General features: G+C 44.9%; 12 protein-coding genes and 2 tRNA genes. 6 read left to right on the forward strand and 8 right to left on the reverse strand.

Annotation, left to right across the window (positions count from 1 at the left end):
- Positions 1 to 8 precede the first annotated feature (8 nt).
- The 5 genes from ispF to H171_RS12600 form a co-directional block, all read right to left on the reverse strand.
- The gene (gene ispF / locus H171_RS12580) at positions 9 to 551 is read right to left on the reverse strand and encodes a 2-C-methyl-D-erythritol 2,4-cyclodiphosphate synthase (RefSeq protein WP_100307511.1); all 543 of its coding nucleotides are present in this window, start codon (positions 549 to 551) and stop codon (positions 9 to 11) included.
- A gap of 136 nt (positions 552 to 687) precedes the next feature.
- Positions 688 to 1614 (reverse strand): diacylglycerol/lipid kinase family protein, encoded by a 927-nt coding sequence (locus tag H171_RS12585; protein WP_100305464.1) that lies wholly within the window; start codon positions 1612 to 1614, stop codon positions 688 to 690.
- Between the two features lie 134 nt (positions 1615 to 1748).
- Positions 1749 to 1822, reverse strand: a tRNA-Met gene (locus H171_RS12590).
- A 37-nt stretch (positions 1823 to 1859) separates the two neighbouring features.
- Positions 1860 to 1932 (reverse strand) — tRNA-Val (locus H171_RS12595).
- Positions 1933 to 2168: 236 nt separating this feature from the next.
- Positions 2169 to 3056, reverse strand: coding sequence for a LysR family transcriptional regulator (locus tag H171_RS12600; RefSeq protein ID WP_100305465.1), 888 nt, complete (start codon positions 3054 to 3056; stop codon positions 2169 to 2171).
- Between the two features lie 120 nt (positions 3057 to 3176).
- On the opposite strand from H171_RS12600, the gene H171_RS12605 reads away from it, so the two are divergent.
- On the forward strand, positions 3177 to 4184 hold the full coding sequence (locus H171_RS12605) for a YeiH family protein (protein WP_100305466.1): 1008 nt from the start codon (positions 3177 to 3179) through the stop codon (positions 4182 to 4184).
- A 79-nt stretch (positions 4185 to 4263) separates the two neighbouring features.
- On the opposite strand, the gene H171_RS12610 is transcribed toward H171_RS12605, so the two are convergent.
- On the reverse strand, positions 4264 to 5187 hold the full coding sequence (locus H171_RS12610) for an NYN domain-containing protein (RefSeq protein WP_100305467.1): 924 nt from the start codon (positions 5185 to 5187) through the stop codon (positions 4264 to 4266).
- Between the two features lie 230 nt (positions 5188 to 5417).
- On the opposite strand from H171_RS12610, the gene H171_RS12615 reads away from it, so the two are divergent.
- From H171_RS12615 to H171_RS12625, 3 genes are read left to right on the forward strand one after another with little or no spacing between them, the layout of a single operon-like run.
- Complete coding sequence (locus tag H171_RS12615; protein ID WP_025232081.1) at positions 5418 to 5606, forward strand: spore coat associated protein CotJA; 189 nt, start codon at positions 5418 to 5420, stop codon at positions 5604 to 5606.
- Positions 5606 to 5902, forward strand: coding sequence for a spore coat protein CotJB (locus H171_RS12620; protein WP_089992655.1), 297 nt, complete (start codon positions 5606 to 5608; stop codon positions 5900 to 5902). Before H171_RS12615 ends, H171_RS12620 begins: the two co-directional genes overlap by 1 nt.
- Positions 5902 to 6522, forward strand: coding sequence for a manganese catalase family protein (locus H171_RS12625; RefSeq protein ID WP_100305468.1), 621 nt, complete (start codon positions 5902 to 5904; stop codon positions 6520 to 6522). Before H171_RS12620 ends, H171_RS12625 begins: the two co-directional genes overlap by 1 nt.
- Positions 6523 to 6565: 43 nt before the next feature.
- Here the strand turns inward: H171_RS12625 and carB are convergent, their stop codons facing one another.
- Both carB and H171_RS12635 read right to left on the reverse strand, forming a co-directional pair.
- Positions 6566 to 9769 carry a carbamoyl-phosphate synthase large subunit gene (gene carB / locus H171_RS12630; RefSeq protein WP_100305469.1) on the reverse strand — a complete coding sequence of 1068 codons (3204 nt, stop codon included), beginning with the start codon at positions 9767 to 9769 and terminating at the stop codon, positions 6566 to 6568.
- On the reverse strand, positions 9769 to 10842 hold the full coding sequence (locus H171_RS12635; protein WP_100307512.1) for a carbamoyl phosphate synthase small subunit: 1074 nt from the start codon (positions 10840 to 10842) through the stop codon (positions 9769 to 9771). Before H171_RS12635 ends, carB begins: the two co-directional genes overlap by 1 nt.
- A 350-nt stretch (positions 10843 to 11192) precedes the next feature.
- Here H171_RS12635 and H171_RS12640 point away from each other — a divergent pair, with 350 nt between their 5' ends.
- Positions 11193 to 11390 (forward strand): hypothetical protein, encoded by a 198-nt coding sequence (locus H171_RS12640; RefSeq protein WP_038278888.1) that lies wholly within the window; start codon positions 11193 to 11195, stop codon positions 11388 to 11390.
- A gap of 107 nt (positions 11391 to 11497) precedes the next feature.
- Positions 11498 to 12787, forward strand: coding sequence for a peptidoglycan-binding protein (locus H171_RS12645; protein ID WP_100305470.1), 1290 nt, complete (start codon positions 11498 to 11500; stop codon positions 12785 to 12787).
- The last annotated feature ends 9 nt before the right edge of the window (positions 12788 to 12796 follow it).

Consider the following 12796-nt stretch of genomic DNA (forward strand, 5'->3'; position numbering starts at 1 on the left):
TCCTTTTCTTATCTCCCGCAGCCTCCGCAGCAGCCCTTACAATCAGCAGACATGATCCTGTCGTCATAACAGTAATCGTCCATGGAAGTTAACAGAGCTATGGCCTGTGAGGATATCCCCTCTCCCATTCCGGTAAAGCCAAGTCCTTCCTCTGTAGTAGCTTTTACATTAACCTTTCCTTCGGTAAGCTTCAAAGCTTCCCCAATGTTTTGTGCCATGGAGCGCCGATAAGGAAGTAGCTTTGGATTTTGTGCAATGACAGTGGCGTCAATGTTCTCGATCACATATCCCTGCTCCTCCAAAAGTGCGCCTACGTGCTTTAAAAGTTCAATGCTGGATACTCCTTTATACTTAGGATCCGTATCCGGGAAATGTTCTCCGATATCTCCCAGCGCTGCCGCACCTAAAAGAGCATCTATCACTGCATGGACCAGCACATCTGCATCAGAATGGCCCAAAAGTCCCTTTTCATAAGGAATCTTTACGCCGCCCAGGATCAAATCTCTTCCTTCTGCTAATTTATGCACATCATATCCCTGTCCAATCCTCATAATTCTCCCTTTCCTCTTTCTTGCCCAAGCTTTTTGGGCATAATGGTATACCCGCAGGGTGTTTCCTCTTTCTTGCCCAAGCTTTTTGGGCATAATAGTATACCCGCAGGGTGTTTCTTCTATAATATATACATTTCTATACAATCATACGCAATTTCTTGCCAATACATTGAAGCTGCACATCGTTTTGGCAAAAACAGCTTTCTCCATCTACATGAACTGCCATTGGATGATCCATATGGATCATAACTTCCTCACAGGTATAAAACCTGATGCCCCTGTGTAAGGACTTTCTTCCCATAAGGGAACGTATCAGTACAGGGACCAGTTTCCTTTTATTCCGGCTGTTCATAACACAAACCGATAACTGCCCGTCTTCAAAATTAGCATCCGGTGCAAATTTAAATCCTCCGCCCTCGTAAGGGTGGATATGGACGGATATAAAGTAAGTGTGGCTAAACTCAATCTTCTGGACTCCGTTAAGAAGAATATACCCTTTTGAAGGCTTAGCAAGAATCAGCTGCTTAATTCCAACGAGAATGTAGATTAGCTTCCCAATAAAAAGCTTACGGAACAGTCCCTTTGACTTTGAATAGAGGATGTTATGACAAACGGCCGCATCCATTCCAATCCCCGCACTGACCATAAAGCGGCGGTGGGATATTTCCCCATCGCCATAGGACAAAACTCCGTAATCCATGAGCTTATAATATTTTGGATGCAATATTTTCTTCAGGCAACGGACCGGATTCTTAGGAAGTTTTAAGCTTCTTGCCAGATCATTACCGGATCCGGCCGGAATATACCCAAACGTAACAGAACCGCAGAAGGAAAGCCCATCAAGGATTTCATTTACAGTTCCGTCTCCGCCTACTCCTATGATAACGCTTGATTCCCTGCAGCCTTCTGTCAGTTCCCTGGCAAATCTCTTGGCATCCCCAGGCTTCTCCGTAAGAAACGCCTGATATTCCACATGTCCGGCTTTTAACACTCTTTCTAATTTTTTCCAAACGTTTCTTCCCCGTCCGCAGCGTGAGTTCGGGTTTACAATAAAATAGTACATGGAATCCCTCCACCTTTTACTATTTGTAAGTATACCATAAAACAGAAAAAATGAATATAAGAAAATAAAAAAGGAATCCGCACCTGTCGAAATATAAAAAACCCTGTAATTTTTCAATCACAGGGTTCTAACAGTAGCGGAAGGGAGATTCGAACTCTCGACACCACGGGTATGAACCGTGTGCTCTGGCCAACTGAGCTATTCCGCCATATTCAATTAACTGGATAAGCGTTTCCACTTATCAATGGGACCTACAGGGCTCGAACCTGTGACCCTCTGCTTGTAAGGCAGATGCTCTCCCAGCTGAGCTAAGATCCCAGTACTTTCCTTGGTCAGGAGCACATTATTTCCTCTTGTTCCCGACTGCTTCATTAGTATAATATTAATTGTATTAATTGTCAACACTTTTTTGTCAATTTTTTTCATTTTTTCCTATCTCTTTAAGAAACCTCGATTTTACAGGAGTTTCTGCCATTTTAATATCCTGATGAATCGAGGGAATATGACTGTTTGTTCCTTTGATCGGTAAAACGAAGGGTGAAAGTTGTCAATTCTCAGTCTTTGTTTCCATGAAGGATGTCAAACATCTCTTTATAATAGGATTTATAAATACTTCCTTTTCTCCATATGAATGTAAAGTCATGAGTCAGCTGAAAATCTTCCAATTCAATTCTTTTTAAAATTCCCCTGTCTAATTCCTCCTTAACTGCAGCTTCATAAAGAAAAGTGATTCCCTGCCCTTTTGCCACCATTTTCTTCATAGCACCAATGTTGCTGATTTCCATTAAACTCGGAAAATCGTGGAGCAATAAATTCTTTCCTTCCAGGTAACGCTCAAAGACATACCTGGTTCCGGAGCCAGGTTCCCGGATAAATAGCCTTTCCTCAAGAAGATCCTCCACTTTTACGATCTTCCGGCAAAACTTATATTCCGGCGCGCAGACAGCAGCAAAGGGCTCCGAATTAAAAACCAGAAAATCATATTCTTTCTTCTGGAAAAAGCCCTCCACCAAAGCGAATTCAATCTCCCCGTCATTCAATTTCCTAAGCAGCTCCCTGGTATCCCCAACTACCATCTGAACCGCTGTCCCTGGATAAACATGGAGAAATCTCGTCAGCGCTTCCGGCATCACGTACTCTCCTATGGTCATGGTAGCGCCAAACACCAGCCTACCGCCTTTACCTGATTGCTGTACCATGATCTTCTTTAAATGAACTTCATCATCCTTCATGGTAATGGCTGCAGATAAAAAGACTTTTCCCGCCTCCGTCAGATTCACCTTTTTTCCATTGTATTCAAACAATCTGACCCCATATTTGTTCTCTAAGTAATGGATATGATGGGATACCGCAGGCTGGGTGATATGAAGTTCACTGGCAGCCTTTGTAAAATTCATATAACGGCAAACCGCAAGAAAAGTATCAATCCGAAAATCCAGCATAAGTTATCTTCTCCTTTCGATTGCTTTATTAACCATAACACATTTTTATGATTTAATAAATATAAATAATTTTATTTTATTGTTATTTTCAAATATAATAAAACCAAATCAAAAAGGAGGATCTTACTCATGAAAAAATACGCCTCAGGCGTTCTACTCTGCCTTATTATATCTGCTCCCGCATGGTTTTTAGGAAAAATCTTTCCAGTCATCGGCGGCCCTGTGTTTGCTATCCTAATCGGCATGGCAATGGCCCCCTTTATAAAAGGAAAGGATTTTTTACGGCCGGGAGTAGCTTATACTTCTAAAAAAGTCCTGCAATACGCTGTGATTCTCCTGGGTTTCTCCATGAACCTGGCCACAGTTCTTCAAAAGGGAAAGGAAGCCCTTCCCATCATCCTTGCAACCATCTCCACTTCTCTGGTGATTGCATTTTTACTTTCCCGGGCACTCAAGCTTCCCGGCAAAACTTCCATATTAATTGGCGTGGGCTCATCCATCTGCGGAGGCTCCGCCATTGCCGCAACTGCTCCTGTTATTGATGCCGATGACGATGAGATCGCTCAGTCCATTTCCGTTATCTTTTTTTTCAACATCATTGCCGCCCTGCTCTTTCCGGCATTAGGCTCCGCTTTAGGGCTTTCTAATGAAGGCTTTGGCCTGTTTGCAGGAACCGCCATTAATGATACCTCTTCCGTAACGGCCGCCGCATCAGCCTGGGATGGCATGCACGGCAGCAACACCCTGGAAGCAGCCACCATAGTAAAGCTGACCAGAACTCTGGCCATCATTCCCATTACACTGTTTTTAGCATGTTACAAGACTGGAAAAGAAAAGAAGGCTTCCGAACGCTCCATCTCCATCCAGAAAGTGTTTCCGTCCTTTGTGCTCTTTTTCCTGTTTGCTTCTATCATTACTACAGTTTTTCCTATACCTGCAGGCGTTACCGGTTCATTAAAAGACTTAAGCAAGCTTTTTATTATTATGGCTATGGGAGCCATCGGGACTAATACGGACCTGGTCAAGCTGATACGAACAGGGAAAAAACCTCTTTTATTAGGTTTTTGCTGCTGGCTTGGAATTTCTGCGGTAAGTCTGGTCCTTCAAGTGGTCCTTGGAATCTGGTAAAGCCAAGATCACTTTTAATGGAAATAAAACGGCCAGTAAACATGGATCCCTTGGATCTCGTTTTCCTGGCCGTCTTCATTTAGTCTTCTTTTTTCAAATACACGGTCTTATTATTGTTTTTATTCTCCCGGACCTCTAGTTGTCCAATGCTGTTGACAAATTTCGAGAAGGTGGAATACCCGTAATCCTTTACCTTGAAATCAGCAAACTTCCGGTGTATGCCATTTCCCAAAGCTGCCAGCTCCATACCGTTCTTTCCGCTTCCCTTTACCAGTCCCACTGCAAAATCATCCAGTTCCTGCTTTTTGGTGCGGTTATCCTTCATCCGAACAGTTACCACATTATTGGATTTTCTAAGCTCAAAGCCGCCCATTTCCTCCAAAAATTTGGACAGGGAACTGTAGCCGTAGTTTCTTACATCAAAATCAGAGTATTTTTTCACAAGGCGGTTGCCGATCTCTCCCAGACCCGTTGCCTTATTTTTATCTTCATTTTCTAAAAGAATCGAAGTGATATCCTGTTCGATCACCTCTTTTCCTATGGCGCCTCCTCCAGTACCATCCTCTTCCTGATCAAGGAGGACCTCAAGATTGGTGAAAACCGTGCAGGCCGCCCGGAAAGATTTAGGAGTCTTATCCTCTCCCATTCCGATGACTTCCTTGCCGGACTCCCGAAGTCTGCTGGCTAAGCGGGTGAAATCGCTGTCACTGGATACGATGCAGAATCCATCTACATTATCCGTGTAGAGCAAGTCCATGGCATCAATAATAAGGGCTGAATCGGTTGCATTCTTTCCTACGGTATTGGAGAATTGCTGGATTGGGGTGATCGAATTCTCCAAAAGCTCCATTTTCCATTTTCCCATCTGGGAGCTCGTCCAATCCCCGTAGATCCTTTTGTAGGTAATAACACCGTAGCGGGTCATTTCATCCAGAATACTTGTAATATACTTTGCGGAGATATTATCCGAATCAATCAATACTGCAAATTTCTTGTCACTCAACACTCTGCTCTCCCGTCTTTTTAATTTTCTTTTTTTCTGTCAATTCGATTCTGCTTTTCCATTATATTTCATTTTTCCAATTATTACAATATCATTACAGTGGTTAAAATGGGAGAATTTTTGTAACGTATTTTATTTTGTTTCAACCATAATAAGAAAGAAAGCTCAATGAATCAATGAAACACCTTTGCCTAGAAATAATGGGCAGGAAAGCAGAAAGGAGTGTTAGTATGAATTCATGTGAATGCGGCACAACAAAAGCCAATCTCGCTACGCCAACAAAAACAGTTCAACTGGGTATTGCTACGATTCCCATGCAGCCCTGGGAACAACCTTATGATCCTCAGACAGCATTAAAACATGGAACTATTTTTCCATCCCTCAATCTTCCTTTTTATGTAACGGGAGGTGAACAGTAATGGCAGATCAAAAAGCTCTTTTAAAGCAGATCACAGAAGTAAGCTTTACTGTTAATGATTTAACATTGTATCTGGATACTCATCCAGTGGATGAAAATGCATTAACAGCCTTTAAACAGGCCATGGAACAAAGAAAACAGCTTTTAAAAACCTATGCGGAAAACTTTGAACCTCTTACCATAAACTGTGTCTGCCCTGATACCAACAACAAAACAGAAACTAATACAAAATATGCGGGTCAAAAGCATTTTACCTGGGTAGACGGCCCATTGCCTTGGGAAGGAGGTAACTTATAATGTGGAATTATGAAAAAAGATTGCAGTTCCCTGTAAACATCAAAGAAACATGCCCGAAAACAGCATCTCTCATCATCAGCCAGTTTGGCGGACCTGATGGAGAGTTGGCAGCTTCCATGCGTTATCTTTCCCAAAGATATTCCATGCCATGTAAGGAGGTCGGAGGGCTTTTAACAGATATTGGTACGGAAGAGCTTGGGCATCTGGAGATGATCTGCTCTATCATTTATCAGCTGACGAAAAATCTGACTGTAGAACAGGCTAAGACTGCAGGGTTTGATGCTTACTATATTGACCATACAACAGCCCTCTGGCCCACCGCTGCGGCCGGAGTACCTTTTAATGCCTGTGAATTTCAGTCCAAGGGAGATGCTATAACCGACTTGATCGAAGACCTGGCAGCCGAGCAAAAAGCAAGGACAACCTATGACAACCTTATCAGGATCATACCGAATCCTGATGTAAGAGAACCGTTAAAATTCCTTCGGGAAAGGGAAGTCGTGCATTTCCAGCGGTTTGGTGAAGCTCTTGAAAATATTAAATCCACATTAAATCCTAAAAACTTTTATTATTATAACCCGGAATTTGACAAACAATTTGTTAAATCCTCAATGCAATAAGAAAAAAATGCTGGAACAGGCGTTCTTCCTGTCCCAGCATTTTTTATTTATTTTTAATTTCAGCGATATCAATCAGAGTCAGTTCTTTGGCTTTATTCTCCATACTGGTCACTAAGGCCGCTGCCGTATCTAAGGAAGTTAAAACTGTTACACCGGTCTCAATGGCATTTCTTCGGATTACAAATCCGTCCCTGCTTCTGTCCGCTCCCTGAGTCGGCGTATCAATGACCAGATCGATCTCATGGCCCAGGATTAAGTCCAGAAGGTTTGGTGATTCCTGCTCCAGCTTGCGAACCATAAGAGCTTTTATCCCATGACTGTTAAGCACTCTGGCCGTTCCTGATGTGGAAAATATCTTATATCCCTGCGCCTGGAACCTTCTGGCAATGTCAATGATCTCTTCCTTATCGGAATCCTTCACGGTTATGATCATGTTTTTATGCCTTGGAAGCTTGATTCCTGCTCCTGCAAACGCCTTGTAAAGAGCCTCATTAAAGGTCTTTGCAATCCCTAAACACTCTCCGGTGGATTTCATCTCCGGTCCAAGGCTTACATCGGCACCCCGAATCTTTTCAAAGGAGAATACCGGCATTTTTACGGCGATATAATCTGCTTCCGGCGAAAGCCCGGGTTCATATCCCAGTTCCCTGATGGAATGCCCGCAGATGACCTGGGTCGCCAAGGGGACAATGGGAATTCCGGTCACCTTGCTGATATAAGGCACGGTACGGGAAGACCGGGGATTTACCTCAATGACATATACCTCCTCCCCGCTTACAATGAACTGAATGTTGATCATTCCCTTAACGTGCAGGGCTTTAGAAAGCCTTCTTGTATATTCCACCAGCTTTTCCTTTACTGTTTCACTTATGCTCTGAGCCGGATATATGGAAATGCTGTCGCCGGAGTGCACGCCGGCTCTTTCTATATGCTCCATGATTCCAGGAATGAGAATATTCTCACCGTCGCAAACCGCATCCACTTCGATTTCCTTGCCTGGGATATATTTATCTACCAGAATAGGGTGATCCTGTGCGATCTGGTTGATGATCCCGATAAATTCATCAATATCCTGGTCAGAGATGGCAATCTGCATACCCTGGCCGCCCAGCACATAGGAAGGCCTTACCAACACCGGATATCCAAGCTCTCCTGCTGCCCTCTTGGCTTCTTCCGCCGTGAATACCGTCTGGCCCGCAGGTCTTGGAATCCCGCAATCCTCCAAAATCTTATCAAACAGCTCCCGGTCCTCTGCTGCATCCACATCCTCTGCAGATGTTCCCAGAATGGGGATTCCCATTTTAATCAGGGCCTCCGTCAGCTTAATGGCTGTCTGGCCGCCGAACTGGACCACCGCTCCGTCAGGCTTTTCCATGTCAACGATGCTCTCCACATCCTCCGGAGTAAGGGGTTCAAAATACAGCTTATCTGCAATATCAAAATCAGTGCTCACGGTCTCCGGATTATTATTGACTATGATCGTCTCATAGCCTTCCCTTCGGAAGCTCCATGTGCAGTGAACCGAACAGAAGTCAAACTCAATTCCCTGGCCGATGCGGATGGGACCGGAGCCAAGAACCAGCACCTTCTTTTTTCCTGTTGTTTTTACCGCCTCATTCTCACTTCCAAAGCAGGAGTAATAGTAAGGAGTTTCAGCTGCAAATTCAGCGGCGCAGGTATCCACCATCTTAAACGCGGCTGTAATGCCGTTATCTTTTCTCATACGGCGGATTTCTTCCAAAGGAGTCCCTGCCAGTCTGGAAATGACTGAATCCGGAAACTCAATCCGCTTTGCTTCCTTTAGCAGCTCCAGAGTAAGAGGCCCATTCTTAAGGGCTTCTTCCATTTCCACAAGAATTGCCAGCTTATCAATGAACCACACATCAACTTTTGTAATATCATGGATCTGCTCATAGGAAAAGCCTCTTCTTAACGCTTCGGCAATGACCCAGATCCTACGGTCATCCACAAGGTAAAGAGTCTCCGTCAGTTCTTCATCTGTAAGCCCAGTAAAATCATAGGACATCAGGCTGTCCACATGCTGTTCCAGTGAACGGATCGCCTTCATAAGGCCGCCCTCAAAGTTGGTGCAAATGCTCATGACCTCACCGGTTGCCTTCATCTGGGTTCCCAGGTTCCTCTTGGCGCTTAAGAATTTATCAAAAGGAAGGCGGGGCATCTTAACCACACAGTAATCCAACATCGGCTCAAAGCTGGCGTAGGTTTTCTTTGTCACCGCATTCTGTATCTCATCCAGGGTATAACCCATTGCGATCTTGGCCGCAACTTTTGCAATGGGATAACCGGTTGCCTTGGAGGCCAGAGCCGAGGAACGGCTGACCCTGGGATTTACCTCGATCACGCAATACTCAAAGCTTTCCGGGTGAAGGGCATACTGCACGTTGCAGCCTCCTGTGATTCCCAGCTCGCTGATGATCTTTAAGGCAGAGGTGCGTAACATCTGGTATTCCTTATCCCCCAGGGTCTGGGAAGGGGCCACCACAATGCTGTCTCCTGTATGAACGCCCACCGGATCGATGTTTTCCATATTACATACGGTGATCACATTGCCGGCACCGTCACGCATCACCTCGTATTCGATCTCCTTCCAGCCTGCGATGCAGCGTTCCACAAGAACCTGTCCCACGCGGGATAATCGGAGTCCATTCTCTAAAATCTCCCGGCACTGCTCTGGATTATCAGCAATTCCTCCTCCGGAGCCTCCCAGGGTATAGGCAGGACGAAGCACTACAGGATATCCGATCCTTTCAGCCACCTTAAGGCCGTCCTCCACATGTTCTACGATATCAGATGGCGCCACCGGTTCGCCGATTTTTTCCATGGTCTCTTTAAACAGCTCCCGGTCCTCCGCCTTCTTAATGGTAAGAGCCGTAGTTCCGATCAGACGCACCTTATGTTCTTTTAAAAAACCCTTATCTTCCAGCTCCATGGCAAGGTTTAAGCCGGCCTGTCCACCAAGAGTGGGAAGGACGCTGTCCGGCTTTTCTTTTAAGATGAGCTGTTCCACCACCTCTACGGTCAGGGGCTCAATGTAAACTTTATCCGCAATATCCTTATCCGTCATGATGGTTGCCGGGTTAGAGTTTAGCAGGACTACTTCGACCCCTTCTTCTTTCAGGGAACGGCAGGCCTGGGTTCCGGCATAATCAAACTCAGCTGCCTGGCCGATGATAATAGGCCCGGAGCCAAGAACGAGCACTTTTTTAATATCCTGATTCTTCGGCATTATTTTCCCACCTCCATCATTTTAATAAACCGGTCGAATAAGTAGCTGGAATCCTGGGGACCCGGACAGGCCTCCGGGTGGTACTGCACGGTAAATATGTTTTTGTTCGTATATTTCAGTCCCTCATTGGTCCCGTCATTAACATTGACAAAGGCAGGAACTGCCACTGATGGATCAATGGTATCCACATCGACTACATAGCCGTGATTCTGAGAGGAGATATACACCCGTCCGGTTTCTAAATCCTTTACTGGATGATTGCCGCCCCTGTGGCCGTATTTCAGCTTATGGGTATCCGCACCTGTGGCAAGGGCCATAAGCTGATGTCCCAGGCAGATGGCAAAAATCGGCACATTGGATTCGTATAATTTCTTAATTTCTTCAATAATCTCCACACATTCCTTAGGATCCCCAGGCCCGTTGGACAACATGATTCCGTCAGGGCGGCCGGAAAGGATCTCTTCTGCTTTCGCCGCTGCAGGGTAAACGATTACCTCACAACCTCTCTCCTGTAGGGAGCGGGCAATATTTTTCTTAGCTCCAAGGTCCAGAAGGGCTACCTTTTTCCCTTCGCCGGGAAGAACATATTTCTCCCTGCAGGTAGCTTTCTCCACCACACCAGTCACAGAATATGTTTTCATACGCAAAATGACTTCGTCAAGATCAAAACTTTCATTCGTAGTGATCATGCCGTTCATGGTTCCTTTTTCTCTTAGAATTTTTGTAAGGGCTCTCGTATCGATACCACTGATACCTGGAATGTTGTGTTCATTTAAGAAATGCTGAAGGGTATCCCCGCTTCTAAAGTTGCTGGGAATTCTAGATAATTCTCTGACAATGTAGCCATCCGGCCAAGGTTTTAATGATTCCATGTCTTCATGACAAATACCATAATTACCAATCAGGGGATAAGTCATAACAACCGCCTGCCCCGCATAGGAGGGGTCGGTTAGGACTTCTAAATAACCTGTCATGGAAGTATTGAATACGATCTCACTGATTACTTCCCGGGTTGAACCGATGCTCGATCCTGTAAACACAGTACCGTCTTCCAGTATTAAAAAAGCTTTCATACGCAAAGTCCTGTCCTTTCTTAATGCTATGGTTGTTGAGCCTTTCTGAATGTTACCGTTCAATCATCCATTCCTCATTTGGCGTGCAGAATATATTCCAGAAGGCAAATATGTATGCCGCCAAATGTGCAAGTCTGAACAGTAATGCCCAAATTGAATAGATTATACATGATACCGCGACATTTTTCAACTGTTTTCTTCTTATAAATTTTTCTTATATTTTCTTATAAATACTGCATATTTAATTATTCTTGCTTAAAACCTTGCATAATAATACAAAGTACATGGTTAATCTTTCAAAAGTATACTTTCAGGACAATCCGCACAGACTAAGGCTGAGGTGATAAATCATGATTGATAACAGCGAACTGCCCATTGGCTTTACCATGGAGTTAGCGCAGCACTCGGATATTCTGACCCGGTTTGCCGGTCTTTCGGAAAAAGAGAGAGACAGGATCGTAGACGGAGCCAGAAACGTTGATAGCCGGGATGAAATGCGAAACTATGTGGAGTCCATGTTTCAAGAAACAAAATCATCCTTTTTCTAAAAGCTTCCCGCAGGATTAAAATTTATCTTAACCTGCGGGTGCTTTTGTAATTATTCCTTTTACCCCTTAATATATTTAATAATAATCAATTCATTAAGGGGCATTCTATGAAAAAATACATAACAGCCGTAGCCCAGGAAACCAATGCTAACGGCGACCAGGAAGCCACATATACCGGTATTCTTCAGGTAAACGTAGTTTCCCAGGAAAACAACTTTCCCGTCCGGGATGCGGAGGTTTCCATCGCCTACAAAGGAGATCCTGAAAGTACAGTGGAACAGCTTACCACCAATTCTTCCGGCCAGACGGAACAGGTCAGCCTGGCGGCTCCTCCCCTTGACTTAAGCTTATCTCCCGGCCTTGCCCAACCTTACTCGGAATACGTCGTTAATATCCGGGCCCAGGGATTTGAGCCCGTCGCCATCTCCGGCACGGAAATCCTTCCGGACACCACAGCCATACAACCGGTACGCATGATTCCGATCCAGGATGCAGTATCTCCGGACGTTCCTATTGTTATTCCGGACCACACCTTATATGGAGAATATCCCCCGAAAATTGCGGAATCTGAAGTAAAAACAGTGGCAGAGACCGGAGAAATCGTTTTAAGCCGTGTGGTAATCCCCCAGACAATCGTAGTCCACGACGGAGTCCCCACCGATCCGACGGCTACCAATTATTACGTCCCATACCTTGACTATATTAAAAACGTGGCTTCCAGCGAAATCTATGCAACCTGGCCCCGGTCTACGATTACCGCCAATGTCCTTGCTATCATGAGCTTTACTTTAAACCGGGTATATACGGAATGGTATAGGAACCAGGGGTATGATTTCACCATTACATCTTCCACAGCCTTTGACCATAAATGGATCCATGGACGAAATATTTATGAAAGCATTTCACAGGTCGTTGACGAAATCTTTAACAATTACTTATCCCGCCCCGGCATCAGGCAGCCCATACTTACTCAGTACTGTGACGGCAACAGAGTCCAATGCCCTAACTGGATGACTCAGTGGGGGAGTTTAAGGCTTGGAGAACAAGGCTACACCGCTATTGAAATATTGCGGCACTATTATGGAAGCAATATGTATATCAACACCGCCGAACAGGTATCCGGAATCCCCTCCTCCTTCCCTGGTTACAACTTAACCATCGGCGCCAGCGGAGATAAGGTCCGCCAGGTCCAGGAGCAGCTTGATACAATCGCTTCCGTCTATACTGCGATCCCACGTATCACGGCCGACGGAATCTATGGCCAGGCAACCGCAAACGCCGTCCGGCAGTTCCAGTCCATCTTCGGGCTTCCGGTAACCGGTATCATCGACTTTGCAACATGGTACAGAATCTCTCACATTTATGTAGGAATTACCCGAATTGCAGAATACTCTTAAAAACCAGGT

The sequence above is a fragment of the [Clostridium] celerecrescens 18A genome (genome assembly GCF_002797975.1).
In the GTDB taxonomy this organism is placed as follows: domain Bacteria; phylum Bacillota; class Clostridia; order Lachnospirales; family Lachnospiraceae; genus Lacrimispora; species Lacrimispora celerecrescens.

Coding starts and splice junctions, on each gene's coding strand:
- ispF (WP_100307511.1), bottom strand. CDS start 551: ATGAGGATTGGACAGGGATATGATGTGCATAAATTAGCAGAAGGAAGA.
- H171_RS12585 (WP_100305464.1), bottom strand. CDS start 1,614: ATGTACTATTTTATTGTAAACCCGAACTCACGCTGCGGACGGGGAAGA.
- H171_RS12600 (WP_100305465.1), bottom strand. CDS start 3,056: ATGCTGGATTTTCGGATTGATACTTTTCTTGCGGTTTGCCGTTATATG.
- H171_RS12615 (WP_025232081.1), top strand. CDS start 5,418: ATGAATTCATGTGAATGCGGCACAACAAAAGCCAATCTCGCTACGCCA.
- H171_RS12620 (WP_089992655.1), top strand. CDS start 5,606: ATGGCAGATCAAAAAGCTCTTTTAAAGCAGATCACAGAAGTAAGCTTT.
- H171_RS12625 (WP_100305468.1), top strand. CDS start 5,902: ATGTGGAATTATGAAAAAAGATTGCAGTTCCCTGTAAACATCAAAGAA.
- carB (WP_100305469.1), bottom strand. CDS start 9,769: ATGCCGAAGAATCAGGATATTAAAAAAGTGCTCGTTCTTGGCTCCGGG.
- H171_RS12635 (WP_100307512.1), bottom strand. CDS start 10,842: ATGAAAGCTTTTTTAATACTGGAAGACGGTACTGTGTTTACAGGATCG.
- H171_RS12640 (WP_038278888.1), top strand. CDS start 11,193: ATGATTGATAACAGCGAACTGCCCATTGGCTTTACCATGGAGTTAGCG.
- H171_RS12645 (WP_100305470.1), top strand. CDS start 11,498: ATGAAAAAATACATAACAGCCGTAGCCCAGGAAACCAATGCTAACGGC.